A 25,146-nucleotide genomic window follows, 5' to 3' on the forward strand; every position below is an offset into this window, starting at 1 on the left:
TTATCTAAACGGCATTGGTGACCAGCCCAGGGGACCCCAAATCTTGGCCCGTGTGTGGCCCGCGAATGGCCAGTCACGGTGAGACTCAGTGAGATTGCGCGAGACGCCATGCTCCGGCCGCCGTCTGTACTTCCGCAGGTCAGACAGCAGATAACCCCCTGACCAGCTATGGACGATCTCTTTCGAGACGATCCACGGGCCGCCTGTGTGTTTCCAGGGAAACGGCCGCTGACCGGATGATGGCGAGCCGCCGTTACGCGAGCCCCCACTTGCCCACTCTCCACGGAAAGTGTCATCCGGACCCGGGAGGTCACCGGGGCTGGCGGGGGATCTTCACCATGGTCGTGAACGGCTCGCCGTTGTTGAGGCGATGGATCAGGGTGCGCAATCCCGCTCGATCGCCGTTCTGGTCAAGCCAGCGGCTCACCTGGCACGCGGACTTCGCGTAGGTGGCCGGGTCCTGACCTGCGGCGCGGAGCCAGTCTTCCAGGGTCACCGGCAGGGGCTCGCTCGGCTCGGTCAGGCAGCGGTCGGGGGCCGACTCGGGGGCGAGGTAGCGCGGGTCGTTCGAGACCGCCACCGCCAGACCCTCGTCGAACCACTGCGGGATGTCCGACCCTCCGCCGAGCCGCTCGTGCAGCTCCACGTGGGACAGCTCGTGCGAGGCGATCACCGGGTCCAGCCCTCGTGGCGAGAGCATCACCGCCCGGTTGAGCACAGCGATCCCCCGCTCCTTGCCGCCGCCGATGCGCTGATAGCAGTCCTCGGTCAGGCAGATGAGCAGTGCCGGGGAGCCGGCCTGGCCGCCGTAGAAGTCGCTGACCCGTCGCCGTGCCGTCTCGACCACCCGGGTCACGTGCGCCCGCTGCTCGTCGGACAGGCCCTGCTCGGTGTAGACGCCGGGGTGGAGCTCCGTCAGGCCGTAGCAGCCGGGGCAGGTGGTCGCCGCGACGGACGGGTAGGCCACCACGACGCCCAGCGTGCCGGCGATGAGCAGGGCGACCAGGCCGGCCAGGGCCCTCGTCCAGATGGTGCGAGATCTCCTGCGCGTCGCCTGCATGTCGCGGCCCCCAAGGATTGTCAGGTCGTTGCCGTGAGGATTTTCGCGCATACCCCAGGGAGGCGCATCGGCCCGAGGTATGTCATTCCGGAGGTGGAGACGTGTCCACGGGAGGACAAAGGCCGCATAATGCCAAGCTCAGAGCTAGGCAAAAGATGCCCAATATAGGGAGTTAAGTCGGGATTTGTGAGCATTACTCCCCGATGGACTGGAGATTCCGTCCTGAAGGGAGTCCTATGGGGATCGCCACCCGCACGTTCGCAGGTCTCGCCGCCGCGACGGTGATCGGCGGTGTCAGCCTGCCGATCGCCGAAGCAGGAGTGAGATCCGTGATCACTCCAGACCCCGACACCTGCCGGTATGCCGTCGTACCCGATGGGCAGGTCCCGCTCAGATCCGGCCCGGGCAAGAGGTTCGAGACCACCGGCGAGCTCCAGCCGTCGCAGGACCCGCTCGCGGGCAGCTGCGCCATCAGCGGGAAGGGCGGCATGCAGAACTGGGTGCGGATCCTGCGCGAGGAGCACCAGAACGCGTGAGTCCGGCGGAACCGGCTCCAGCCGTGGGGCGGCTGGTCGATCGTCGCTGTCTCCCGCCACCCTCGCCCGGGCGTCTGCTCGACGTCACACACCATCCGGATGGCGGCCCCGCCGGGCCGCACTGAGCGATCAGCGCCCCAGGAAGGCGAGCAGCCGCTCCAGCGGCCAGGTGTTGATGACGTCCTCCGTCGTCAGCCACGCGCGCTGCGCGATCCCCACCCCGAACCGCTGGTGGGCCAGATGCGGGATCGCGTGCGAGTCGCTGTCGACGGAGAACTTGACCCCATGGTGCTTGGCCAGCCGCACCAGGTCAGAAGGCAGATCGGAGCGGTCGGGGTAGGAGTCGATCTCCATCGCCGTGCCCGTCCGGGCGGCCGCGCGGAAGACTTCGTCCCAGTCGGCGTCCACCGGCGGGCGCTTGCCGATCTTGCGGGTGGTGGGGTGGCCGATGATGTCGACGTACGGGTTCTCGCAGGCGGCGATGAAACGGCGGGTCATCTCGTCGCGGGTCATCCCGAAGTGGGAGTGGACCGAGGCGACGCAGACGTCGAACTCGCGCAGGATCTCCCCGGGCCAGTCGACCGAGCCGTCGGGGGCGATGTTGAGCTCGGTGCCGTGCAGCAGGCGCATGCCGGGGTAGAGCTGCTGCAGCTTGGCCACCTGCTGGCGCTGCTCCAGGGCCTTGTCGAGGGTCATGCGCTGCATGGTGAGGTCGGGGGCGTGGTCGGTGACCGCGTAGTAGGAGTAGCCGCGGGCGTGGCCGGCCGCGACCATGTCCTCCAGCGAGGCGATGCCGTCGGTGAGGTCGGTGTGCGTGTGCAGGTCTCCGCGCAGGTCGCCCAGCTCGACGAGGGTGGGCAGCTCGCCGCGGAGCGCCGCGCGCACCTCGCCGCCGTCCTCTCGCATGGGCGGGGGCACGAACTGCATGCCGAGCGCGGCGTAGATCTCCTCCTCGGACTCCGAGGCGATCACCCGGTCACCCTCGAACAGTCCATACTCCGACAGCTTCCAGCCCTTCTTCACCGCCAGCTCCCGGATGGCGACGTTGTGCTCCTTGGAGCCGGTGAAGTACTGCATCGCCGCCCCCCACGACCCGGCGGGCACCACGCGAAGGTCCACCTGCATGCCGGAGGTGGTGCGCACGGACGTCTTCTTGTCGCCTGCCGCGATCACCTCGGCGACGTAGGGCTGGGCGCGGAAGGTCTCCATGATCGACTCGGGGGCCACGGCCAGGATGTCGATGTCGCCGATCGTGTCCTTCATCCGCCGCAGCGACCCGGCATAGGCGATGCGCTCGGCCTCCAGCGAGGCCATCACCTGCTCGGCCACGGCGGTCGCGACCCCGATGTGCACCCGCAGCCCCGACTGCTCCAGCTGCTCGATCCCCTTGCGCAGGTTTTCGAGCGTTTTCGGACCGAGCCCCTTGACCCCGTCGAGCCGTCCGGCCGAGATCGCCTCGCCGAGCGCCGTGGGGGAGTCGATGCCGAAGTCCTCGAACAGCATGATCGCCGTCTTGGGGCCCAGCGTCGGCACGCGCGTCAGCCTCCGGACCCCGTCGGGCACCCGGCCGCGCAGATCGTCGAGCTGCCGGAAGCTCCCGCGCTGCAGGAACTCCTCCATCTTCTTCGCGATCGCCTCGCCCACTCCCGGAACGCCGCGCACGTCGACCGCGGAGATGTCCTCGGGGAAGCCGGCGATCGCCTTCGCGGCCTTCTGGTAGCTGCGCACCCTGAAGGCGTCGCCGCCGGTCAGCGCGAACAGCTCGGCATACTCCTGGAGGGCGGCGGCCGCCTCGTCATTAGCCCGTGCCATGGCCCCAGCTTAGAAGGGCACCCCGACACAATCGCGCGCCGGAGCGGTCCGGTTCCGCCCCGTCCTCTCCGGCCCGGGACGGTGCTCCTGGTCGGGACGAAGGTGCGCCGGTCAGCGGTTGAGACGGTCGGTGACCAGGTCGGTGAAGCCGTTGGCGAGCAGGATGACGGCGATGGCGGTGAGCAGGATGCCGGCCACCCGGTCGAGGAGCATCGCGCCCTTGAGGGAGATGCGGCGCTGGACGTGGCCGGCGGCGTACATGGTGAGGCCGGTGACCGCGGCGAAGAGCAGCAAGGCGATCGACAGGAAGAGCTTGTCCCGGAGGCTGTCGGCCTCGGCGGCGGCGGCGACGCAGAAGGCGAAGGTGGTCCCGCCCACCGTGAGCGGGAAGGTCACCGGCGTGAACAGCACCGACTGGACGTTCGCCGGTGGCTCGGTCTCGTCGGCCGGTTTGTCCAGCTCCTCGACGGCTCCGGCCTTGCCGAGCATCAGCGGGATGGCCGCGAAGGCGAGGGCGATGCCTCCGGTGGCGGTGAGCGCGGCCGTGCTGATGCCCAGCAGCTTCAGCAGCGGCTCGCCGACCCAGAGCGCGATCAGGACGAACACGGTGACGTTGAGGGCCAGCCCCAGGGCCAGCCGGATGAGCTGCCCTTCGTCGAAGGTCCGCACGATGGGCAGGTAGGAGGCGAGCGCGGCGACCGGGCTGTAGAGGCCGAACAGCGCCAGGAACAGGATGAGAGCCGGGTGGCTGGTCATCTGACACCCGCCCGATAGTTGATGATCATGCGTTCCCCCGATCCGCGGCTGATGTCGCGGATCGGGTACCCGGGCCTTTCTCCAGGAAAACGGGCTGTTTGTGCAAGTTAGTACCCGCGGGTGCGGCGAGAGGCGGGCCGGATCCGCCGGGCCACGTCGCGCCTTCGGACCGCGCGCAGCGCTTCCGCGCCCAGGATGACGCCCGTGCCGATGCCCAGGGCGATCGACAGCGCCTCCACCAGGTTGCGCATCCCGGCCGCCAGGTCGCCGAGGCTGAGCTTGAGCATCCCCCGATACAGCGCCGAGCCGGGCAGCAGCGGCCCGATCGCCGGGATCACGAACACCATCGGCGGCACCCGTACCCGGCGCGCGAAGGCGTTGCCCAGCAGCCCGATCACCGCCGCCGCCAGCATCGCCGCCATGACCGGCGGGAACTCCCAGCGGACGGCCAGGACGTAGCAGATCCAGACCAGCCCGCCGCCGAGCCCGCCCGCCAGCAGGTGGCGCGGCGGCACCCGCAGGGCCACGGCGAACGTCAGGCCCAGCCCGAGCGCCCCCGCCAGCTGGGGGATCGCCAGAGACAGCGGCGCGGTCGGCGCGTCGTCCACGGTGATCGGCACACCCACCTTGACGGCGAGGGCGAGCATGGCGCCGATGCCCGACACCACGGCGGCCACGATGAAGACGACCTCGGTGAACCTGGCCGTGGCGGTGACGTACTCGCCGGCGATGCCGTCCTGCACGCAGGCGACGAGCGGCCGGCCGGGCAGCAGCGCGACCACCGCGCCGACCACCACGGCGGAGGCCTGCACGGGCATCTCCCGCCAGATCATCAGCACCGCGATCAGCGTGCCGATCAAGGCGGCCACGGCGAGCTGGAAGAACTCCGCCACCCCGCGCCGGGCGAGCCAGGCGCCCGTCCGGTCGCCGAGCACGGTCGCGACGAACGCCGCGCCCGCCACCATCGGCCCGCCGCCGTTCAGCACCGCCGCCGAGGAGGAGACCAACGCCAGCCCGGCGACCACCAGCCATCCGGGGTAGACCGCGGCCCGCCGGTTCACCGCGCGCAGCCGCTCCTGCGCGATGTCGAGCGGGAGCTTCTGGCGGGTGATCTCACTGACCAGGGCCTGCAGCGCCACCAAACGGTCGAAGTCCGGCTGCCGCCTGCGCACCCGCCGCTCGGCCGTCGCCGCTGGACGGCCGTCGTCGGGGACGTGCGACAACGTGATCGCAGACAGGTTCACGTCCGTCTCGACCTGGCGCAGGCCGTACGCCCGCAGGATCGCGCGCATCGCGCCCGTGACGTTCTCGGTCGCCTCGCCGCTGGCCAGGAGCAGTTCGCCGACGCGCAGCGACAGGCTGATGGCGCGGTTGGCCTGCGCGGTCAAATGCCGTCGCGCTCGATGGGGCAGGTCATGCAGTGCGCGCCGCCCCGGCCCTTGCCCAGCTCGAAGCCTTCGATCTCGATGACCTCCACGCCGTGCTCACGCAGCTTGCGGTTGGTGAACTGGTTCTTGTGGTAGCCGATCACCACGCCGGGCGACAGAGCGAAGAAGTTGTTGCCCGAGTCCCACTGCTCGCGGGCCATCTGGAAGTCGTCGCCGCCGGTCGGGATGACGTCCAGCGCGCTCAGGCCGAGCGCGTCCTCCAGGGCGCCCACGAAGCTGTGGTCGCGGTGCACCTCCAGCGTGCCCTCCTTGTCGCCCGGCCGCAGCGAGAAGGTGGCGGCGGCGTCCAGGAACGGCGGGTAAGCCGTGGCCTTGTCCACGTCCAGGAAGGTGAAGACGGTGTCGAGGTGCATGTACGAGCGGCTCTTCGGGACGTTGACCGCGATCAGCCGCTCGGCCGCGCCGGACGCGAACAGCGACAGCGCGATGTGCTCGATCGTGCGGGGGTTGGTGCGCTCGCTCATGCCGATGGCCACCGTGCCGTGGCCGATGGGCATCATGTCGCCGCCCTCCATGGCCGCGTTGCCGTAGGACTCCTCGTTGAAACGCTCGTCCTCGCCCGCGAACGGGTACCAGAACGAGAAGTCCTCATGGGCGAACATCGGGTGATAGTGGTAGATCGTGGACTGGTTCATGGTCTCCAGCAGGCGGACGTGCCAGAACATCGGGTTGAGCGACACCCCGCCGTACAGCCACGCCGACGGGTCGCGCTGATAGAGCGAGTTCGGCAGTGGCGGCAGCAGGAACGCCCGGGGATCGCCGGACGCCGCCACCAGCGAGCGGGTGTCCATGTCCGCGACGCCGAACTCCTCCTTGGTCAGGCCGCCGATCAGGTGGGTGGCGAGCTTGTCGCCGCTCCAACCGGACAGCGTCTCCCGGACGACGTCGACCAGTGACGGGCCCACGGTCAGGTGGGTGACGGCCTGCTCCAGGGCGTGCTGCTTGGCCTCGAACCCGGCGTCCAGCGCCTCGGCCAGCAGTTTCTGGTGATAGAAGACCTCGACGCCGCGCTCGCGCATCACCGCCACGAACGCGTCGTGCTCCTTCTGCGCCTGCTCGACCCAGAGGATGTCGTCGAACAGCAGCTCGTCGTTGTTGGCGGGGGTGAGCCGTTTCAGGCTGAGCTCCGGCCGATGCACGATCACCTTGCGCAGCGTCCCGACCTCGGAGTGGACACCTAGGTTAAGGTCGATCATTTCCGCTCCCCCATCACGCGGGCCAACAAGGCAGAGCGCATCATTCCACCCCCTCATTGCCGTCAATCCCGACATGTCGAAGCTTTGCCGACTCGGGTGGTAGCCATGCTCATGTCGGTCCGATGAGTTCCGCCGGGTACGCGAGTCGTAACCGTGCAAAGGACCGCAGGGGCAGGAGGCATCAAGTGAGCGATTCAGTGAAAACCGAGATCACCGGCATCCGGACCGTCGGCGTCCCCGTCACCGACCAGGACCGGGCCCTCGACTTCTACGTGGGCACCCTGGGCATGGAGAAGCGGCTGGACGCCCCGGTCGAGCAGCTCGGCGGGCGGTGGATCGAGGTGGCGCCCGCCGGATCGAGGACGACAGGCGTTCCGCCGATGTTCGCCCTCCGCGACCCGGACGGCAACGGGCTGGAGATCGTCGAATAGCGAGGAATCCCGCCGGGACGACGGGCACACCTGGTGAGGGCGGCGAGCCCGCCCTCACCAGCTGCTAGATCCGCACCTCACGAGGCGTGTACGGCTCGGCCAGGGAGGCGAGCTCCTTCTCCGTGAGCGTGACGTCCACCGCGGCCACCGCGTCGTCGATGTGCCGGTCCTTGGTGGCGCCCACGATCGGAGCGGTGACCGTGGGCTGGTGGAGCAGCCAGGCCAGGGCGATCTGGGCGGCCGGCAGGTCGCGCTCGCGTGACAGCTCCGCCACCCGGTCTAGGATGAGCCGGTCGTTGTGGGGCTCGTACAGGTAGTCGATGCGCGCGTCGGTGCCCGTCCTGGCCGTGGAGTTGTCGGCGGACCCGGCGCGGGCCAGCACGCCGCGCGCCAGCGGGCTCCACGGGATCACGCCCACCCCCTGGTCGGCGCAGAGGTCGAGCATCTCGCGCTCCTCCTCCCGGTAGAGCAGGTTGTAGTGGTTCTGCATGGACACGAACTTCGTCCAGCCGTGCCGCTCGGCGACGTGCTGCGCCTTGGCGAACTGCCACGCCCACATGGACGAGGCGCCGAGGTAGCGGGCCTTGCCCGACTTGACCACCTCGTGCAGCGCCTCCATCGTCTCCTCGATCGGCGTCTCGTCGTCCCACCGGTGGATCTGGTAGAGGTCCACGTAATCGGTGCCGAGCCGCCGCAGCGAGTCGTCGATCGCGGCGTGGATGTGCTTGCGCGACAGGCCGCGGTCGTTGCGCCCCCGGCCCATCGGGTAGAACACCTTGGTGGCCAGCACGTAGTCGTCGCGCCGGGGGAAGATCCCGCGCAGGACGTCGCCGGTGACGGTCTCGCTGGCCCCGTCGCTGTAGACGTCGGCCGTGTCGAAGAAGGTGATGCCGGCGTCGGCCGCCCGCCGGACGATCGGCTCGGCCTTGTCCTCCGGCAACGCCCATTCCTGCTTGGCGGGGTCGCCATAGCTCATCATGCCGAGACAGATGCGTGAGACGTTCAATCCGCTGTTACCCAGTCGCGTGTAGTCCATGGCGTCAACCATATGGTCCAGGTGATCCGGGGGGTGGGGAGGCAATAGTTTGCCCAAATGTGGGCGCATGTCCCCTGGAGACTGGCCGAGCGCTGCGCACCGGACAGGTCACGTTATCGGTATAGGTCCTCTGCAATAGTCGGCCAAAATAATCAATGGCGATATAAGCCCTTGTTCGTATGGCCGGCCGGTTCAGAGCGGGTACTGGGGCGTGATCATGGTGACGCCCGGGACGGAGCCGATCGCGGCCAGGGCCTTGCCGGCGTCGGCGAGTCCGATGGTCCTGGTGATGAGCTGGTCGGGGTGAAGGAGCCCGGCCCTGATCATCTCCATCATCGGCGGGTAGGCGTGCGCGGCCATGCCGTGGCTGCCCAGTAGCTGCAGCTCCAGCGCGACCACCCGGTCCATCGGGACCTGCGCGCCGCCCGGCAGCAGGCCGACCTGCACGTGGCGGCCGCGGCGGCGCAGGCTCTCGACCGAGGCGGCACAGGTCTGGGCGCTGCCCAGGGCGTCGATCGAGGTGTGCGCGCCGCCTCTGGTCAGCTCCCTGACCTGGGCGGCGGCGTCGCCCGCGGAGCCGTCGACGAAGTGCGTGGCGCCGGCCTGCTCGGCCAGGTGGAGCGCGTCGGTGCTGATGTCGACGGCCACCACCCGGGCCCCCGCCGCGCTGGCGATCATGATGGCGGACAGCCCGACCCCGCCGCAGCCGTGCACGGCCATCCACTCACCCGGCCGCACCTGCCCGACCTGCGACACCGCGCGGAAGGCGGTGGCGAAGCGGCAGCCGAGGCCGGCCGCGGTGATGTAGGACATCTCCTCGGGGATCGGGATCAGGTTGACGTCGGCGTGGTCGATCGCCACCAGCTCGGCGTAGGAGCCCCAGTGGGTGAAGCCCGGCTGCGTCTGCCGCTCGCACACCTGCTGGTCGCCGGTGGCGCAGGCCGTACAGGATCCGCAGGCGCAGACGAACGGGACCGTCACCCGCGCGCCGGGCAGCCACCCGCGCACGTCGGAGCCGACCGCCTCCACCACACCCGCCAGCTCGTGGCCGGGAACATGGGGCAGGACCCGGATGTCGGAGTCGTGCCCCTGCCAGCCGTGCCAGTCACTGCGGCACAGCCCTGTCGCCTCGACCCTGATGATCGCCCCGTGCGGGGCGGGGGACGGGTCGGGCAGCTCGCGCACGTCGAGCTCTCCACCGAAGATGTCAAAGGCTACCGCTCGCATCTCATGAGCTTAGGGTCAACTGCCGCAGCTCGCGCAAGGCCTGGTGGGAGGGGGAGCCGGGTTCGGTGGTGTAGAGGACCAGACGCAGGTCGTCGCGGTCGGGCACCGGCATGACCTGGCAGATCGCGTCGATCGGGCCGACCGCCGGGTGGTTGATGCGTTTGCGCTGCTCCCTGCGCGGCCGGACCTCGTGCTCGGCCCACAGCCTGGCGAACTCGGGGCTGAGCGCCAGCATCTCCGTGACCAGCGCCTGAATGCCGGTGTCGTCGGGGTAGCGGCCCGCCGCGACGCGCAGGTCGGCGACCGACGCGCGGGCGAAGCGGCCCGGCTCCTCCTCGTCGAGGTGCGCGGCGATGTCGGGGGAGCGGAAGACCCAGCGGATGACGTTCAGGTCGTCGCGCGGCCGGCTGTCGAGGTCGCCCATGACCACGCTGGCCAGGGGATTCCAGGCGAGGACGTCGTACTTGGCGTCCAGGACGTAGGCGGGCACCTCCTCCAGGTAGCCGATCAGGTGCAGGACGCCCTCGGGCACGTCGGCCCTCATCCGGGGCGGGTCGAGGGCCTGGCCGGCCAGCCGGAACAGGTGGGCCCGCTCGTCCTGGTCGAGCATCAGCGCCCTGGCCAGCGCGTTGAGCACCTGCCTCGACGGGTGCGGGCCGCGGGACTGCTCCAGCCTGATGTAGTAGTCGATCGACATGCCCGCGAGCTGCGCGACCTCCTGCCTGCGCAGCCCGGGGGTGCGCCGCCGCCCGGCCTCGGGCAGGCCGACGTCCTGCGGAGTGACGCGGGCCCGCCTGCTGCGAAGGAATCCGGCCAGCTCGTCGCGGTTCATGCCGCCATCCTCCGTCATGAGGCGCCGGCGTGGGTGGTATCGCTGATCCCAGCTTCGGAAGGTCTCTCCCCCTCGCCCGCGGGCCGGGCCAGCGTTGGGGGCATGACGACGACGGCCCTCATCACGGGCGCCAACAAGGGAATCGGTTTCGAGATCGCGCGGCTGCTGGGCGAGCGGGGCGTCACCGCCATCGTGGGAGCGCGCGACGAGGAGCGTGGGCGCGCCGCCGCCGAGCGCCTCGGCCAGCCGTACGTCCGGCTCGACGTGACGGACGAGTCCAGCGTCCTGGCCGCGGCCAAGTGGATCGAGCAGGAGTACGGCGCGCTCGACATCCTGGTCAACAACGCCGGGATCGTGGTGTGGCAGGACGATCCGGCCCCCAGTGCCACCCCGGCCGACAGGCTTCGGGAGACCTACGAGGTCAACGTGTTCGGCGTGGTCACCGTGACCAACGCGATGCTGCCGCTGCTGCGCGAAGCGCCCGCGGCGAGGATCGTGAACATGTCGAGCGAGCTCGGCTCCCTCCAGCTCGCGATGGACCCGGACAGCCCCTTCTGGCCGCTCACCTTCGTGGCCTACAACTCCTCCAAGTCCGCCCTCAACATGGTGACCGCCGCCTACGCCAAGGAGCTGTGGGACACCCCGATCAAGGTGAACGCCGCCAACCCGGGCTACTGCGCCACCGACCTGAACGCGCACTCCGGGTTCCGCACGGCCGAGCAGGGTGCGGCCATCGCGGTGCGGCTGGCCACGCTGGACGCCGACGGCCCCACCGGGGCCTTCATGCAGGACGACGGCCCGCTGCCCTGGTGAGGTGTCAAACCCTTTCCGCAGGACAGAAGGGGGTCATGGGACAGGATTTGGATAAGGCGCGTTTCTCCGAGGCAGAGTTCTTCCAGTTCGGTGAGCGGCTCCGGGAGCAGCTCGCGGTGCTGCGCGAGCTGCTCGACAGGCCGGGATTCGGCGAGGGCCCGGTCACCATCGGGGCCGAGCTGGAGCTGTTCCTGATCGACGAGGCCGGCCGGCCGTTGCCCCGCAACAGCGAGGTGCGCGAGGCGCTCGACGACCCGCGCGTGGTGCTGGAGCTCGGCCGCTACAACCTCGAGGTGAACCTCACCCCGTTGCCGCTGGCCGGGCCGTCCTTCGAGCGGCTCGGCGCGGAGATCCAGGAGACGCTGCTCAAGGTGGACGCGGCCGTCGAGGGGGGCGGGGCGTTGCCCATCGGGATCCTGCCCACTTTGGACACCGAGGACTTCACCGCGGAGGCCATCAGCGACGAGAACCGCTATGAGGCGCTGAGCAGGGGCATCCGGCGGCTGCGGCTGGAGCCGTTCCTGGTCAAGATCGACGACCTGGAGCTCTCGGTGGAGAACGTGATCCTGGAGAGCGCCAACACCTCCTGGCAGGTGCACCTGCGCACGCCGCCTGACCGGTTCGCCCGGCTGTTCAACGCCGCCCAGCTCGCCATCGGCCCGGTCCTGGCCGTCTGCGGGAACTCGCCGCTCTTCCTCGGCAGGACGCTGTGGGAGGAGACCAGGATCGCGCTGTTCGAGGAGGCGGCCGACGACCGGGACGTGGAGCGGCTCTACCGCAAGGACGGCCGGGTCACCTTCGGCTCCGACTGGGTGCGCGAGGGCGCGTACGAGGTGTTCGAGAGGTACGTCAACGACTACGACCCGGTCGTGCCCGATCTCACCGAGGGCGGCGACCCCGACGACGTGCCCGAGCTGCGGCTGCACCAGGGCACCATCTGGCAATGGAACAGGCCCGTCTTCGACCCGGCCGACGGCGGCCACCTGCGCGTCGAGATGCGCGCCCTGCCCGCCGGCCCGTCGTGCGCGGACATGACGGCCAACACGGCCTTCCTGCTCGGTCTCACGCTGGCGCAGGCGGAGCGGGATCTGACCGGCTACCGGTTCGCGGAGGCGTACCAGAACTTCTACCGGGCGGCCATGCACGGGCTGGACGCCAAGCTCTCCTGGCCGGGCAGGGACGGCGAGTTCGAGGCCGCCGACCTGGTGCTCAGCCTGCTGCCCGAGTCGCGGGCCGCGCTGCTGGCGGCCGGGGTGGCGGGGAAGGACGTGGACGACGCGTTCGAGATCATCGAGGCGCGCACCCGCCTGCGCCGAACCGGGGCGGTGTGGCAGCGGGAGGCGCTGGCGGCGTTCGGCGGTGACAGGGAGCGGCTGGTACGGCGCTACCGAGAACTGGCGCTGTCCGGATTGCCGGTCCACATGTGGCCATAATTCGCAACCTTCATTGCTCCCCACTCGTCAGAACTAGTCAGACGACGAACGAGTGGGGAGCGTATGGCTGCGAAGGGAATGGTCCCGGCCGATACGGCGCCTTTCGTCTTACGGCGGGCGACGGGCACCCTGGCCGAGGGGGCGGCCAAGCTGGCCGGCGAGCTCGGCGCCGTCACCGTGGAAGCGGTCCTGGCCGAGGCCAACAGGACGGCGGTGCGCAAGGGAGCGGCCGCGGCGCTCGGCTCGATGCGCCCCAGACCCAGCGAGTGGTACGCCTTCGACGGCGGTGACCAGGAGACCGCCGACTGGTATCCGCAGGGGCTGACCTGCGGCGAGGACTCCGGCTCCATCGGCGTGCCGGTCTTCATCGCCACCTGGTACTACCGGCCGGCGGCGGGGGAGCGGGGGATCAGGGTGTCGTTCCTCAGCCCCCAGACGCTGAAGTACCGTCACGCGCTGCTCGTCGAGGCCAGGCCCGACGGCTCCTATGGGCCGATCAACATCCACGCGGGCGGCGTCGCCTGCCACGGCGACCTGCTGTACGTGGCCGACACCGTCAGAGGGCTGCGGGTCTTCGACCTCACCAAGGTGCTCGACCTGCGTTCGGTGCAGGGCGACCTGGGCGACGCCGAGCGGATCGGCAGGCACGAGGGCAGATTCCACGCCTTCGGCTACAGGTACGTGCTCCCGCAGACGGACTCGTGGCGCCTCGCCGCCAAGGGCGCCGTCTTCTCCTTCGTCGGCCTCGACCGCACCACCACCCCGCACACGCTGATCTCCGGCGAGTACGCCGAGACCGCCCTCACCGGCCGGGTCGCGCGCTGGAACCTGGAGCTGGACGGCACCCCCAGGGACGTGCACGTGATGGGCCACGCGAAGATCCAGGGGGCGATCTCCCGCGGCGAGACGTGGTATTTGAGCCAGACCGTCGACAGTGACTCCAACGGCAGGCTGCTCGTCCACTCCGGAGGCAAGCTCGACAAGCGGCCGTTCCCGGTCGGGCCGGAGGACCTGACCGCCCGGGGGAGCAAGGTGTGGAGCGTCACGGAGTTCAGGAGGAAAAGGGTGATCTTCGGCGTCAGCCTCTGAGATGCCGGTTGAGCAACTCCCTGTAGCCGCGGTCGAAGTCGTCGTAGCGGGCGCGTAGCTCGCCGCCCGGCCAGCCCGCCGGCAGCAGCTCGCCGGGCAACAGCGGGTCGGCCAGCAGGTGGCGCAGCACCGCCGCCGACACCAGGAAGCCCTCGGCCAGCCCCTCCGCCCGGTCGAGCGAGCGCTCCAGCCCGCGCGCCTCGGCCGCCCACCCGTCCAGGTCCCACAGCAGCGCGGTGGGGTCGCCGTGCGGACGGCCGTCGATCAGCGTGCACTGCGCGGTGACGGTCTTCGGCCACTCGCGCACCAGGTTGGCCGGGCGCATCCAGGTGCCCTCGCGCAGCTCGGCCAGGCGCAGCGTGGCCATCGTGTGCCGCAGCGCCGCCCGGTCGGCGGGGGCTCGCCGCTCGGCCGTGACGACGGCCAGCTCCCACGTGCCGTCCCACGGCCTGATGTGCGGGGCGCGGCTCTCGTCCTGCCTGGCCTGCCGCTCGATCAGCCGCTCCGACAGCGTGTAGAGGCCGCCGGACTGGATCAGGTCGCCCGCGGCCACCATGCGCGACAGCGCCACCCGCACCGTGCCCTCGGCGATGCCGAACAGGGCGCCGATGCGCACCAGGTGGCGGGCCGGCAGGCTCGGCGGGTGGCTGCCCAGCAGCGCGCTGAGGACGGCCGATCGGGCACTCAGACCATTACGCTCTTCCATCGCGTGTCGATTATATGTAACACTCCGGGGTATGGGGCGCTATCTCATCGAACCGTTCGACAGCAGCGACCGTTACGCCACCGAGCGCTACCAGGGCGCCGCCGGGCGCAACTGGTGGCGCTGCGACCCGTCGCTGCACCTGCTCATGCGCCGCCACCTCGGTGACGGCTACGCCTGGGCCGAGCCGCACCTCGACCGGCTGGGCGCGCTGATGGGCGGGCTGATCGCCGAGTGCGCGGAGGAGACCGACCGCAACCCGCCGCGGCTGGAGAAGTACGACAAGTGGGGGCGCGACGTCAGCCAGGTCGTCATGCCGCCGTCGTTCCACGCCGCCAGGCAGGCGCTCATGGCCGACAACTTCACCTCCCCGGCCTTCGCCGAGCAGGCCCGCGCCAACGGCGCCGACCCCGCCGCGCTCAGCGCGGCCTGGACCTACCTGCTCGACCAGGCCGACATCGGGATGGGCTGCGCCCTCGGCACCGGCGGCGACATGGTGGTCTCGCTGGCCGAGCGGCACGCGCCCGACGACGTCAAGGAGCGGGTGCGGGACATCTTCGCCGACGGCTTCTACTCCGGCGAGGCCGCGCAGATGTTCACCGAGCGGACCGGCGGCTCCGACCTGGCCGCGCTGGAGGCCACCGCCGTCCCGGACGGCGACTCGTGGCGGCTGTCGGGGTTCAAGTGGTTCGCCTCCAACGCCAACGGCTCCGCCTTCGTGGTGCTGGCCAGGCACGGAGGCCACGAGGGCTCGGTCGCGCCGTTCCTGGTGCTGTGGGAGCGCCGCGACGGCACCCGCAACGGGGTGCGGATCAGGCGGCTCAAGGACAAGCTCGGCACCCGCTCCGTGGCCTCCGCCGAGGTGGAGTTCGCCGATGCGGAGGCGTTCCTGCTCGCGGGACAGGGCTCCGGCTCCGGGCTCGGCACGATGATGAAGCTCACCAACGGCTCACGGCTCGGCGTGGCCATGATGGGCCTCGGCGTGGCCAGACGCGCCCTGGTGGAGTCGCTCTGCTACGCCCGCGCCCGGGAGGCGTTCGGCCGGCCGCTCGCCGAACAGCCGCTGATGCGCCGCAAGCTGGCCGAGCTGATCGTCGAGGTCGAGGCGGTCCAGGCGCTGGTCTTCGACGGCCATCTCGGCCCACGGCTGCGCCTCGCGCCCGCCCTGGTCAAGCTGCGGGCCGCCCGGCTCGGGGTCACCGCGGCGAGCGACGCCGTCGAGGCGCACGGCGGCAACGGCTACATCGAGCAGTGGCCGGTGGCCAGGCTCCTGCGCGACGCCCAGGTCAACCCCATCTGGGAGGGCGGGGACAACATCCTCTGCCTCGACGTACGGCGGGCGATGCTCCGCGAGAACGCCCACGAGCCGTTCATCGACCGCCTGGCAGCCGCCGCCGACCAGGCCCCGCCCGGCGACGCCACCGTGGACCTCGTACGCGGCCGGATCGACGACCTCCGTAAGGCGATCACCGTCTGGGCCTCGCTGCCTCCGGCCGTGGCCGAAGCAAGGCTGTTCCCGCTGGCCCAGTTCATGGCGGACGTCTACGCGGCGGCGCTGCTGCTGGAGCAGGCGGGCTGGGAGGAGCGCAACGGCCACGGCGACCGCAAGGCCCTGGTCGCCCGCCTCTACGCCGACGCCCACCTGGCCGACCAGGGTCCGCTCCGCGGGATCGATCGCCCGGGGGACGAACTGGAGCACTTCGACGACCTCCTCGCGGGAGCCCTCGCGCCCTGACGCGACTCAGCCCAGGATCTGGCGGGTGATGGACGGGTCGGCGATGGCGGTGTCGTTCGCGAGCAGGAAGGCCTTGCTGAGGATGACCGCCAGCCGCCCGTCCTCTTCGAACGGGAGGAACAGCCCCGCGTGGGGGTCGGCAGCCGCGACGACGCACAGGTAGGCGTCGTTGGGTTCCATCAGGATGTTGCCCGATCCGAGGTGGATCCTGTAGGTCCGCAGGTCGCCGCGGACCCGCAGGAAACGGTCGGTGAGCTCCACCCGGTCGGCGATGGCCGTGCGGCCGATGAGCCGGGACAGCGCGTCCCGGCGCACCTCGGCGGACGGCGGCAGCGGCCCGAACGAACCCGTCCGCCAGTAGTCCCGCAGCCGATCCGGCCCGCCGTCGGCCCATTCCGGGTCGGTGGTGATCGAGGTGACCGCGATGAACAGGTCCACGTCGCGCATCGCCTCGCTGAACACCAGCAGCGGCACCTCGGCCAGCGGCGCCGGGCGCCACACACCCTCCGCCAGCCGGTGGAAGCGGACCTGGTCGGTGACCGCGCACGCCTCCTCCTGCCAGAGATACTCGTGGTGGAACGCCACCCGCCAGCGCCCCCCGGCCAGCACCCGAACCGCCTCTCCGGAGCCGCCGTCGTCCCAGGGCCCGAGGAAGTCGGCCCGCCAGCCCCGCTGCTTGAACAGCGCGTACAGCTTGCGGTAGTCCACCACGTGCCCGGCGAACCTGTTGGAGTAGATCTCCGTCGCCTCCTCGGCGGGCGTCAGCAGATAGATCTCCCGGAACGCCTGCTTGAACGGCTGACGCAGCTCCTTGTCCTGCACGGCCTCCCGCCAGGCGAGCACCGCCTCCGGCGACGTGCGCGCCGGATGCCACAGCCGCACCGGCACGTCCGGCACCTCCAGCCCCAGCTCGCTGCGCCACACGCCGGGCGAGACCTCGAACTCCCAGATCAGCTGCCCGGCGATCGGCTGCCCGGCCAACTGCCGGTAGGGAGGCGGAACCTCGCTCGTGTAGGCGGCCTCGATCGCCCTGACCAGGGTCGCCTGCTGCTGCCGCACCTGCTTGGCCAGGTCCCGCAGCCGCTTGACCTCGCCCGCGTGCTCGCGCCTGACCGCCGCGGGCACTGCCTTGAGCCTCTTGTCGCCGTGCCACCACGACAGCTCGACCTCGCCTTCGGTCGAGATCACCGCCGTGTGCTCGCCCACCGCCTGCCGCACCCGCCCGTCGGGCAGCCGGAAGGCCACCTCCATCCGGCCTGCCAGGGCGGGCTCGATCCGCTTGAGCATGCGGTCCAGCTGTTTGGGCACCCCCGAGTGCCGGGTCGCCTGACGGGCGGCCCGCAGCGCCGAGATCGCCTCCGGAGTCGGGTGGTCCTCCACCGCTCGGGCGATCTCGAACAGCACGCCCTGCGAGGGCAGCGTCCTGGCCTGGGTGGGCGCCACCGCGACCCCGTGAAGGAGCCGGGAGAGCAGGCCGGGCAGCCAGGGCTCGTCCCGGAAGAGCGCCAGCCGTGCGGCACGGCCGATGGTCTCCTTCTCCCCGCCGTCGAACGCCTTGTCCGCCCGATACGGGATCTCCCCCGCGTGGATCGCCGCGACGCGGGCCTCGGCCGCCTCCAGGGTGGCCCGCGCGAAGTCCAGGTAACCGGGCATGCCGCCGAGCCGCTCCGGAACGTCGGGCAGCGGCGGAGAGGAGTTGTACGACGGCTCCCGGATCCACTCGGCGAACAGCGCCCGCCGCTCCACGTCCCAGCCGAGCAGCAGGTTCACCTCGGCGACCGCGAGCGGCCCGCGCCCCTCGGTGAGCCGCGCGGCCACCTCCGCGTCCAGCCCCGCGAGCCCGGCCGCCGCCAGCAGGGAGAAGGGGCTGTCCAGCCGGTTCTCGCGCAGCAGGAACGCGACCAGCGTGCGGGCGGGATCGGCCAGCCGCTCCAGCGGCGCCCCAGCCGGGCACCGCACCAGCGCACCGACTCCGACGCACATGTCGGCCCACTTCCGGGTCTGCAGTCCCTCGACCAGGGCCTCGAACAGGTCGGCGCACGCCTGCGGCGTGAACAGCGGCTGCCTCTTGCGTGCCTGCTCCTCGATCGAGGAACGCGCCATCCTGGCGCCTCCGGCACTCTTGACGACCCGGTAGGCCGCAGGGATCAGCGTGCCCAGCTCGACCGCGCTCAGCTGGGAGGTGTCCGGCCATCCGGCGTGGTCCTGCCTGGCGCCGGTCATCAGATCCAGCAGGTGCTGCGCCTCGGGGGAGAGCTTCATGCGGAAGATCCTGCCGGACGCGGCCGACACAACGGGCCGCCCCGCCGGCCCGGACCGCTTCGGGACGCCGCCGGCGGGCGCGCTGGCGTGAGCCGGGATCCGGCCGTACGTTGGAGCTTTCTCCTCAGCAGGAGGCACGCATGACCGTGCGAGTGGAGCGCGACGGTGCGGTGACGACCGTCGTGCTCAGCAGGCCGGAATCGCGCAACGCCGTCGACCGCAAGACAGCCGACGCGCTCACCGACGCCTTCCGCGAGTTCGACGACTCCGACGCCGACGTCGCGGTGCTGTGGGGCGAGGGCGGCACGTTCTGCGCGGGCGCCGACCTCAAGGCGCTGGACAACCACGTCGGCGAGGACGGCGACGGCCCGATGGGCCCGACCAGGCTGCGCCTGTCCAAGCCGGTCGTCGCCGCCGTCGCCGGGCACGCCGTCGCCGGCGGCCTGGAGCTGGCGCTCTGGTGCGACCTGCGGGTGGCGGAGGAGGACGCGGTGTTCGGCGTGTTCTGCCGCCGCTGGGGGGTGCCGCTCATCGACGGCGGCACGGTCCGGTTGCCGCGCCTCATCGGCCTGGGCAGGGCGATGGACCTGATTCTCACCGGCCGCCCGGTCGGCGCCCGGGAGGCCCTCGACATGGGCCTGGCCAGCAGGGTCGTGCCCACCGGCACGGCCAGGCAGCGCGCCGAGGAGCTCGCCCGCGAGCTCGCCCGCTTCCCGCAGGCCTGCCTGCGCGGCGACCGGCTGTCGGCGCTGGAGCAGCACGGCCTCGGCGAGGCCGACGCCCTGCGGAACGAGCTGCGCCACGGCCTGGTCTCGCTGCCCGACGCCGCCGGCGGCGCCGCCCGGTTCGCGTCCGGGGCGGGCCGCCACGGCGACTTCGGCCAGATCTAGCTAGCCCGCCAGGACGGGGAAGTTGGCCCTGAGCACGCCGCGCGGGTCGCGGGCGCGCTTGAGGTCGCGCAGCCTGTCCAGCGTCTCGCGCGGGAAGGCGGAGGCGGCGTGCTCGCCGCCGTGCAGCATCGTGTACGGCTTGCGGCCGCTGGTGTGCGGCACCAGGCCCTTCGCCAGCCCCTCGATCCGGTCGGCCGTGGCCTGCGACGGCAGCCCGAACAGGTAGGCCAGGTACGGCTCGGCCAGGTGCCCGCCCGCCCCGCCGCCCGGGGCCGGCCTGGACAGGGCGCCGCCCAGGTGCCTGATCTGCACGCTGATGAGCGGATCGATCGGCTCGGCCAGCAGCACCTGCGCCACCGCGTCGTCGAGGCCGGTCAGCAGCTCCGCCCGGCTCATGCCGGGACCGGGGTCGGTGGGCTCGGCGCAGATGCCGCCCAGCCCGGCCACCGGCAGCGGGCCGCGGCTGTCGCTGACGGCCCCGCCGATCAGGTCGAAGGGGCGCAGCAGGGCGCCCGGGTGCTCGCCGAGGAAGGTGCAGTCCACCGCGACGAACCCCGGCCCGCCGGGGAACTTCAGCAGGTCGAACCAGACGGTCAGCTCGTCGGGAGCCGTCGCGGTGACCTCACGGTAGGCGGCCAGCACCTCCGGCGCCCGCTCCACCGGCCACATGATCCGCCCGCCGTAGAGGAAGGGCGCCGGATGCAGGTCGAACTCCAGCGACGTCACCACGGCGAAGTCGCCGCCGCCGCCCCGCAGCGCCCAGAACAGCTCCGGGTCGGATTCCGCCGTCACCCTGATCTTCGAGCCGCCGGCGTCGACCGCCTCGAAGGCCCGCACGCTGTCGGCGGCCAGCCCGTGCTTCCTGCCGAACCAGCTCAGGCCGCCGCCCAGCGTGTAGCCCGTCACGCTCACCACGGGCGAGCTGCCCGCCAGACCGGCCAGGCCGAGCGGGCTCCCGGCGGCCAGCACCTGCCCCCACCTGGCTCCCGCCCCGGTGCGGGCCACCCTGCCGTCGATCTCCACCTGGTCCATCCGGCCGGTCCGCAGCAGGATCGCGCCCTCCGTCGAGCCGCTGGCGCCGTGCCCGCTCGGCTGGGCCGTCACCGCGAGGCCGTGCAGCGCGGCGTAGCTGACGGTCGCCGCCACGTCGTCGGCGCCCGCCGCCTCGACCACCGCCACGACCGGCTGGTCCACCGCGAGGTTCCACGGTGTGCGAGCCTCGTCGAACCCGGCCTCGCCCGGTGTCCAGGTCCTGCCCTCGATCGCACTCTTCAGTTCGTTCATGACAAGAGCATGCGTTTTCCCGTTTGCGGGGGGCTTGGGGTTGACTTGGGGTTCGTGGACGTACGACTGTTCGGCCCTCTTGAGGTCTACGGCGCCGACGGCGGCAGGCTCGACCTCGGCACCCGCAAGCAGCGGGCCGTGCTCGCCATGCTGGCCCTGCGCCCCGGCCGCGCGGTCGCGCTCGACCGGCTCGTCGAGGAGCTGTGGGCGGGGGAGGCCCCGGCCAAGGCGACGGCGACGCTGCAGGCGTACGTCTCGCATCTGCGGCGGGTGCTGGAGCCGGACCGCAGGCCGCGCACGCCGCCCGCGCTGCTCCTCACCCGCGAGCCCGGCTACCTGCTCGACATCACGCCCGGCCAGACGGACGTGGGCCGGTTCGCCGCCTGGGCCGCCGATGGCCGCCGCCTGGCACGGTCGGGCCGGCCCGCCGAGGCCGCGGCGGTGCTCGACCGGGCGCTGGAGCTGTGGCGGGGCGATCCGCTGGCGGAGTTCCCCACCCTGGACTTCGCCCGCGCCGAGGCCGCCCGGCTGGCCGAGCTGCGCCTGGGCGCGCTGGAAGACCGGCTGGCGGCCCGGCTGGAGCTGGGGGAGGCCGGGGTGCCCGATCTGGAGGCGCTGGTCGAGGCCAACCCCTACCGGGAGCGGGCCTGGGGCATGCTGGTGCTCGGCCTGTACCGGGCCGGCAGGCAGGCCGAGGCGCTGGCCGCCCTGCGCCGCGTGCGCTCCCTCCTCGCGGACGAGCTCGGCATCGAGCCGGGCCCCGAGCTGAAGCGCCTGGAGCAGGCGGTCTTCGACCAGGCCCCCGACCTGGAGGCCCGCCCAGCCCCACCGGACACCGCCGCGGCCGTCGCGGCCGGCAGCGAGCGGCTGGTCGGGCGGGACGAGGAACTGCGGACCGTCGAGGCGCGGCTGGCCGAGGCGCGCGTGGGCCGGGGCGGGCTGATCGTGGTCACCGGCGAGGCCGGGATCGGGAAGACCAGCCTGGCCAGGGCCGCCGCCGAGCTGGCCGCCGCCCGCGGGTTCAGGGTGGCGTGGGGGCGTTGCCTGGACGGGGGCGCGGCGCCGGCGTTCTGGCCGTGGAGGCAGGCGGGCGTGATCTCCGCGCGGGCGCACGACGAGCTGTTCGACCTGTACGACGACGTGATCGCGCACCTGCGCGCCGGGCCGAACCTGCTGGTGCTGGAGGACCTGCACTGGGCCGACGCCTCCTCGCTGAAGCTGCTCGGCCACGTCGCCGGCGAGCTGGCCCGCACCTCGACGCTGGCCGTCGCCACCCTCAGGCCCGAGCCGGGCGAGCACCCTGACCAGCTCCGCGACACCCTCGGCGCGCTGGCCAGGGAGAGCCTGCGGATGCCGCTGGCGCCGTTCGACGCCGAGGACGTGCGGCACTACCTGCGCCTGCGCCAGGTGCGGGCCGACCCGGTGGCGCTGCTGGACCGCTCGGCGGGCAACCCGTTCTACCTCACCGAGCTGCTGCGCCTGCCGGAGGGCGAGCGCGATCTGGTCCCGCCGGGCGCCCGCGACGTCATCGACCGCCGTCTGGCCAGGCTCCCCGCCCCCACCCAGGACCTGCTGAGGGCCGCGGCCGTGGCGGGCCGCGAGGTGGACCTGGACCTGCTGTCCGCGCTCGCCGAGCGGCCGGTCGAGGACGTCATGTCCCTGCTGGAACCCGCCCTGGCCGCCGGGCTGATCACCGAGGCGGCCGGTTACCGCTTCTCCCACGACCTGGTACGCCAGGCGCTCGACACCGGGCTCAGCCGCCTGGCCCGCGCCCGGCTGCACCTGCGGGCGGGAGAGCACCTGGAGACGGTCCCCGGCGCCGACCCCGCCCTGCTCGCGGGCCACTTCGCCGCCGCCGCCCCGCTGGGCGGCCCGGCCAGAGCCGTCGAGCATGCGAGCGAGGCGGCCCGCCAGGCCGCCGCCAGGCACGGCTACCAGGAAGCCGCCGAGCTGTGGGAGCTGGCGCTCGCGCACCTGCCGCCCGGCGACTCGCCCGCCCGCTGCCGCACCCTGACCGAGCTCGGCCAGGCCCGCCGCGCCGTCGGAGACGCCGGTGGCGCGCTCCGCGACCTGAGCGAGGCCGTCGCCCAGGCCCACCGGCTCGGCGACCGGCGGGCGCTGGTGGCGGCCGTCTCGGCGTTCGGCGCCCAGTCGGTGTGGAACTGGCGGCCGTACGGGGTCGTGGACGAGGAGATGGTGGACGTCCTGGAAGAGCTGCTCTCCGGGCCGCTGCGCGACCACGACAGGGCCACGCTGCTCGGCACGCTGGGCGTCGAGCTCCACTACGGCCCGCGCCGAGCCGAGGGGGAGCGCCTGGCCACCGAGGCGGTGGAGCTCGCCCGCGCCCTGGACGATCCGGCCCTGCTCGCCAGGACGCTGAACAACTACCTGCTCGCCGCGTTCGTCCCGGGCCGCAACCCGCAGCGGCTGCGCGCGGCCGAGGAGATGCTGGACATCGCCTGCCTGCGCAGGGAGCCCCGCCTGATCGCCGGGATCTTCCGCATGTCCTGCCTCCTGCGCGCCGGAGAGGTGGCCGAGTGGGAGCGGGAGCTGGCCCGCTGCGAGGGGCTCCTGCGCGAGATGAGCCGCCCGGAGCTGGAGGCCATGGTCAGGGTGGCCGAGACCGCCGGGCACACCCTGCACGCGCGCTGGACGCAGGCCGAGTCGCTGCTCGACCGCTTCCCCAGCATCAGGTACGGCGCGAGCCTGTGGGGCCTGGACGCCCGCCGCCTGACGGCCCTCTACACCTGCAGGCGCGGGCAGGGCAGGGTGGCCGAGATCGTCGACGAGCTCGCCGAGGCGGCCGAGTACCCGACGCTGACTCCCGTTCGCCCCATCGCCGTCCTGGCCGCGCTGGAGGCCGGCCAGGACCGCCTGGCCCGCGACCTGCTCGCCAGATGGGGCGCCGACCTGCGCGAGGACTGGTCCGCGGACTTTCTGTGGCCCGTCTGGGGACTCGTCGCCGCCCGGCTCGGCGACCCCGACCCGGCGGACCTGTACGCCCGGCTGCTGCCGATCGCCGACCAGCTCATCGTCATGGGGTCGGGCAGCGTCGCCTGGGGCTCGGTCAGGGACGTGCTGGCACAGCTCGCCCTGCGGCTCGGCCTTACGGAGGAGGCCCAGGCGCACGCGCGGGCGGCGATCGACGCCCACCACCGCCTGGGCCTGCCGTACTGGGAGGCCCGCAGCCGCGACCAGTGGGAGTCGGCGAGCTCCCGGTCGTAGGCTGCCCGGCGCCGCAGGGGAATGTCGGGGCCGCCGCGTATCGTGACCTCATGCCTGACATCGAGGTCGCCGGGCGCGAAGTGCGCATCACCAGCCCCGACAAGGTGGTCTTCCCGTCCAGCGGTCACACCAAGCTCGACCTCATCCGCTACTACCAGGCGGTCGGCGAGGCCGCGCTGCGCGGCGTGCACGGCCGCCCGATGGTGCTCAAGCGGTTCGTGCACGGCATCGAGGAGGAGCCGTTCTTCCAGAAGCGGGCCCCGGCCAAGCGGCCCGACTGGATCGAGGTGGCCGAGCTGCGTTACCGCTCGGGGCTCGGCGCGCAGGAGGTCGTCTGCACCGATCTGGCGCAGCTCGTCTGGGTGGTCAACCTCGGCTGCGTCGACCTCAACCCGCATCCGGTGCGGGCCGACGACCTCGCCAAGCCCGACGAGCTGCGCATCGACCTCGACCCGGTGCCGGGCGTGGCGTGGGCTGACGTGCTGCGCACCGCGCAGGTCGCCCGGGAGGTGCTGGCCGACCACGGGCTGACCGCCTGGCCGAAGACGTCGGGTTCGCGGGGGTTCCACGTCTACGCCAGGATCGACAGGAGCTGGTCGTTCGCCCAGGTGCGCAAGGCCGCCGAGACGGTGGCGCGCGAGGTGGAGCGGCGCGCCCCCGACCTGGCCACCAGCCGGTGGTGGAAGGAGGAGCGCCACGGCGTCTTCGTCGACTTCAACCAGAACGCCTACGACCGCACCGTCGCCTCCGCCTACTCGGTGCGCGCCGTCCCCGACGCCCGCGTGTCCACGCCGCTCACCTGGGACGAGGTGCCGGGCTGCCGCCCGGAGACGTTCACCCTCGACACCGTGCCCCGGCGGCTGGCCGAGATCGGCGACCCGTGGGAGGACATGGACCTGCACCCCGGCTCCCTCGACGGCCTGCTGGAGCTGGCCGAGAAGCTCGGCCCGGCGCCCAAGCCGCCCAAGGGCAGCGGCCGCAGGCAGCAGACCAAGCCCGTCATCGAGATCGCCAAGGCTCAGCACAAGGACGAGGCGATGGCGGGCTTCGAGCGCTGGAAGGCCCGCCACCCGGACGTCGCCGCCAAGCTGGAGCCCGCCGATGTGCTGGTGGACGGCATGCGGGGGCGCAGCAGCGTGTGGTATCGGATCCGGGTCAACCTCCAGCACGTGCCCGAGGCGGAGCGCCCGCCCCAGGAGCCGTTGGAGGTCGACTACGACCCGTGGACCTAGAGGTCTGCGGGCACAGGAGCAGTTCCGCCGTCAGCGCGACCTGGTCGTCGCGCGTGTCCGGCCCGGCCCACGCCCACAGCGGCGGCCGGCCCGCGCAGTCGATGCCGCGCCGTGCCATCTCCGCCACCATCTCCTCGTAGGCGGGA

Annotated in this window: 20 protein-coding genes; 9 read left to right on the plus strand and 11 right to left on the minus strand. The window is 72.0% G+C overall.

All coding sequences use genetic code 11. The annotated features are described in order from the left end of the window. Positions 1-310 precede the first annotated feature (310 nt). Positions 311-1,060: a hypothetical protein gene (locus tag V5E28_RS40560; protein ID WP_336215115.1), complete on the minus strand. Its 750-nt coding sequence runs from the start codon at positions 1,058-1,060 to the stop codon at positions 311-313. Between the two features lie 236 nt (positions 1,061-1,296). Here V5E28_RS40560 and V5E28_RS40565 point away from each other — a divergent pair, with 236 nt between their 5' ends. Beyond that, the gene (locus V5E28_RS40565) at positions 1,297-1,596 is read left to right on the plus strand and encodes a hypothetical protein (RefSeq protein WP_336215117.1); all 300 of its coding nucleotides are present in this window, start codon (positions 1,297-1,299) and stop codon (positions 1,594-1,596) included. 129 nt (positions 1,597-1,725) lie between these two features. On the opposite strand, the gene polX is transcribed toward V5E28_RS40565, so the two are convergent. The 4 genes from polX to V5E28_RS40585 form a co-directional block, all read right to left on the minus strand. Further along, positions 1,726-3,408 (minus strand): DNA polymerase/3'-5' exonuclease PolX, encoded by a 1,683-nt coding sequence (gene polX / locus V5E28_RS40570; RefSeq protein ID WP_336215118.1) that lies wholly within the window; start codon positions 3,406-3,408, stop codon positions 1,726-1,728. 111 nt (positions 3,409-3,519) lie between these two features. Then, on the minus strand, positions 3,520-4,164 hold the full coding sequence (locus V5E28_RS40575; protein WP_336215119.1) for a MarC family protein: 645 nt from the start codon (positions 4,162-4,164) through the stop codon (positions 3,520-3,522). A 107-nt stretch (positions 4,165-4,271) separates the two neighbouring features. Next, positions 4,272-5,552, minus strand: a complete 1,281-nt coding sequence (locus V5E28_RS40580) for a threonine/serine ThrE exporter family protein (RefSeq protein ID WP_336215121.1) — start codon at positions 5,550-5,552, stop codon at positions 4,272-4,274. Then, positions 5,549-6,808 carry an arginine deiminase gene (locus tag V5E28_RS40585; protein ID WP_336215122.1) on the minus strand — a complete coding sequence of 420 codons (1,260 nt, stop codon included), beginning with the start codon at positions 6,806-6,808 and terminating at the stop codon, positions 5,549-5,551. Before V5E28_RS40585 ends, V5E28_RS40580 begins: the two co-directional genes overlap by 4 nt. Positions 6,809-6,993: 185 nt before the next feature. Between V5E28_RS40585 and V5E28_RS40590 the strand changes: the two genes are divergently transcribed. Then, positions 6,994-7,239, plus strand: a complete 246-nt coding sequence (locus V5E28_RS40590) for a VOC family protein (protein WP_336215124.1) — start codon at positions 6,994-6,996, stop codon at positions 7,237-7,239. Between the two features lie 64 nt (positions 7,240-7,303). Here V5E28_RS40590 and V5E28_RS40595 read toward each other — a convergent pair whose 3' ends face one another. The 3 genes from V5E28_RS40595 to V5E28_RS40605 form a co-directional block, all read right to left on the minus strand. After that, a complete protein-coding gene (locus V5E28_RS40595; RefSeq protein ID WP_336215126.1) occupies positions 7,304-8,275 on the minus strand; it encodes an aldo/keto reductase in 972 nt (323 codons plus the stop codon). Positions 8,276-8,467: 192 nt separating this feature from the next. Next, positions 8,468-9,502, minus strand: coding sequence for a zinc-dependent alcohol dehydrogenase family protein (locus V5E28_RS40600; RefSeq protein WP_336215127.1), 1,035 nt, complete (start codon positions 9,500-9,502; stop codon positions 8,468-8,470). A gap of 1 nt (position 9,503) precedes the next feature. Next, positions 9,504-10,334 carry a helix-turn-helix transcriptional regulator gene (locus V5E28_RS40605; RefSeq protein ID WP_336215128.1) on the minus strand — a complete coding sequence of 277 codons (831 nt, stop codon included), beginning with the start codon at positions 10,332-10,334 and terminating at the stop codon, positions 9,504-9,506. A gap of 102 nt (positions 10,335-10,436) precedes the next feature. Here V5E28_RS40605 and V5E28_RS40610 point away from each other — a divergent pair, with 102 nt between their 5' ends. The 3 genes from V5E28_RS40610 (at position 10,437) to V5E28_RS40620 (ending at position 13,669) form a co-directional block, all read left to right on the plus strand. Next, positions 10,437-11,147, plus strand: a complete 711-nt coding sequence (locus V5E28_RS40610) for an SDR family oxidoreductase (protein ID WP_336215130.1) — start codon at positions 10,437-10,439, stop codon at positions 11,145-11,147. A gap of 35 nt (positions 11,148-11,182) precedes the next feature. Next, a complete protein-coding gene (locus V5E28_RS40615; RefSeq protein WP_336215131.1) occupies positions 11,183-12,580 on the plus strand; it encodes a glutamate--cysteine ligase in 1,398 nt (465 codons plus the stop codon). Between the two features lie 63 nt (positions 12,581-12,643). Next, positions 12,644-13,669 carry a hypothetical protein gene (locus V5E28_RS40620; protein WP_336215132.1) on the plus strand — a complete coding sequence of 342 codons (1,026 nt, stop codon included), beginning with the start codon at positions 12,644-12,646 and terminating at the stop codon, positions 13,667-13,669. Here the strand turns inward: V5E28_RS40620 and V5E28_RS40625 are convergent. After that, positions 13,659-14,375: a PaaX family transcriptional regulator C-terminal domain-containing protein gene (locus V5E28_RS40625; protein ID WP_336215133.1), complete on the minus strand. Its 717-nt coding sequence runs from the start codon at positions 14,373-14,375 to the stop codon at positions 13,659-13,661. The two genes, V5E28_RS40620 and V5E28_RS40625, sit on opposite strands and share 11 nt — an antisense overlap. A gap of 31 nt (positions 14,376-14,406) precedes the next feature. Here V5E28_RS40625 and V5E28_RS40630 point away from each other — a divergent pair, with 31 nt between their 5' ends. Beyond that, entirely contained in the window at positions 14,407-16,107 is a 1,701-nt protein-coding gene (locus tag V5E28_RS40630; RefSeq protein WP_336215134.1) for an acyl-CoA dehydrogenase family protein, read from the plus strand. A gap of 6 nt (positions 16,108-16,113) precedes the next feature. On the opposite strand, the gene V5E28_RS40635 is transcribed toward V5E28_RS40630, so the two are convergent. Further along, entirely contained in the window at positions 16,114-18,369 is a 2,256-nt protein-coding gene (locus tag V5E28_RS40635) for a DUF4132 domain-containing protein (protein ID WP_336215135.1), read from the minus strand. A 140-nt stretch (positions 18,370-18,509) separates the two neighbouring features. On the opposite strand from V5E28_RS40635, the gene V5E28_RS40640 reads away from it, so the two are divergent. Then, positions 18,510-19,259, plus strand: a complete 750-nt coding sequence (locus V5E28_RS40640; protein WP_336215137.1) for a crotonase/enoyl-CoA hydratase family protein — start codon at positions 18,510-18,512, stop codon at positions 19,257-19,259. Here the strand turns inward: V5E28_RS40640 and V5E28_RS40645 are convergent, their stop codons facing one another. Beyond that, positions 19,260-20,543 carry an FAD-binding oxidoreductase gene (locus tag V5E28_RS40645; protein ID WP_336215139.1) on the minus strand — a complete coding sequence of 428 codons (1,284 nt, stop codon included), beginning with the start codon at positions 20,541-20,543 and terminating at the stop codon, positions 19,260-19,262. Between the two features lie 54 nt (positions 20,544-20,597). On the opposite strand from V5E28_RS40645, the gene V5E28_RS40650 reads away from it, so the two are divergent. Both V5E28_RS40650 and ligD read left to right on the plus strand, forming a co-directional pair. Continuing rightward, complete coding sequence (locus V5E28_RS40650) at positions 20,598-23,768, plus strand: BTAD domain-containing putative transcriptional regulator (RefSeq protein ID WP_336215141.1); 3,171 nt, start codon at positions 20,598-20,600, stop codon at positions 23,766-23,768. Positions 23,769-23,818: 50 nt separating this feature from the next. After that, positions 23,819-25,000: a non-homologous end-joining DNA ligase gene (gene ligD, locus V5E28_RS40655; protein ID WP_336215143.1), complete on the plus strand. Its 1,182-nt coding sequence runs from the start codon at positions 23,819-23,821 to the stop codon at positions 24,998-25,000. The last annotated feature ends 146 nt before the right edge of the window (positions 25,001-25,146 follow it).

The sequence above is a fragment of the Nonomuraea sp. LPB2021202275-12-8 genome (assembly GCF_037044575.1).
Classification (GTDB): Bacteria; Actinomycetota; Actinomycetes; order Streptosporangiales; family Streptosporangiaceae; genus Nonomuraea.

What these genes read in the sequence shown, in the direction of transcription:
- V5E28_RS40560 (WP_336215115.1), bottom strand. Translation starts at nt 1,060, where the DNA reads ATGCAGGCGACGCGCAGGAGATCTCGCACCATCTGGACGAGGGCCCTG.
- V5E28_RS40565 (WP_336215117.1), top strand. Translation starts at nt 1,297, where the DNA reads ATGGGGATCGCCACCCGCACGTTCGCAGGTCTCGCCGCCGCGACGGTG.
- polX (WP_336215118.1), bottom strand. Translation starts at nt 3,408, where the DNA reads ATGGCACGGGCTAATGACGAGGCGGCCGCCGCCCTCCAGGAGTATGCC.
- V5E28_RS40575 (WP_336215119.1), bottom strand. Translation starts at nt 4,164, where the DNA reads ATGACCAGCCACCCGGCTCTCATCCTGTTCCTGGCGCTGTTCGGCCTC.
- V5E28_RS40585 (WP_336215122.1), bottom strand. Translation starts at nt 6,808, where the DNA reads ATGATCGACCTTAACCTAGGTGTCCACTCCGAGGTCGGGACGCTGCGC.
- V5E28_RS40595 (WP_336215126.1), bottom strand. Translation starts at nt 8,275, where the DNA reads ATGGACTACACGCGACTGGGTAACAGCGGATTGAACGTCTCACGCATC.
- V5E28_RS40600 (WP_336215127.1), bottom strand. Translation starts at nt 9,502, where the DNA reads ATGCGAGCGGTAGCCTTTGACATCTTCGGTGGAGAGCTCGACGTGCGC.
- V5E28_RS40605 (WP_336215128.1), bottom strand. Translation starts at nt 10,334, where the DNA reads ATGAACCGCGACGAGCTGGCCGGATTCCTTCGCAGCAGGCGGGCCCGC.
- V5E28_RS40610 (WP_336215130.1), top strand. Translation starts at nt 10,437, where the DNA reads ATGACGACGACGGCCCTCATCACGGGCGCCAACAAGGGAATCGGTTTC.
- V5E28_RS40615 (WP_336215131.1), top strand. Translation starts at nt 11,183, where the DNA reads ATGGGACAGGATTTGGATAAGGCGCGTTTCTCCGAGGCAGAGTTCTTC.
- V5E28_RS40620 (WP_336215132.1), top strand. Translation starts at nt 12,644, where the DNA reads ATGGCTGCGAAGGGAATGGTCCCGGCCGATACGGCGCCTTTCGTCTTA.
- V5E28_RS40625 (WP_336215133.1), bottom strand. Translation starts at nt 14,375, where the DNA reads ATGGAAGAGCGTAATGGTCTGAGTGCCCGATCGGCCGTCCTCAGCGCG.
- V5E28_RS40630 (WP_336215134.1), top strand. Translation starts at nt 14,407, where the DNA reads ATGGGGCGCTATCTCATCGAACCGTTCGACAGCAGCGACCGTTACGCC.
- V5E28_RS40635 (WP_336215135.1), bottom strand. Translation starts at nt 18,369, where the DNA reads ATGAAGCTCTCCCCCGAGGCGCAGCACCTGCTGGATCTGATGACCGGC.
- V5E28_RS40640 (WP_336215137.1), top strand. Translation starts at nt 18,510, where the DNA reads ATGACCGTGCGAGTGGAGCGCGACGGTGCGGTGACGACCGTCGTGCTC.
- V5E28_RS40645 (WP_336215139.1), bottom strand. Translation starts at nt 20,543, where the DNA reads ATGAACGAACTGAAGAGTGCGATCGAGGGCAGGACCTGGACACCGGGC.
- ligD (WP_336215143.1), top strand. Translation starts at nt 23,819, where the DNA reads ATGCCTGACATCGAGGTCGCCGGGCGCGAAGTGCGCATCACCAGCCCC.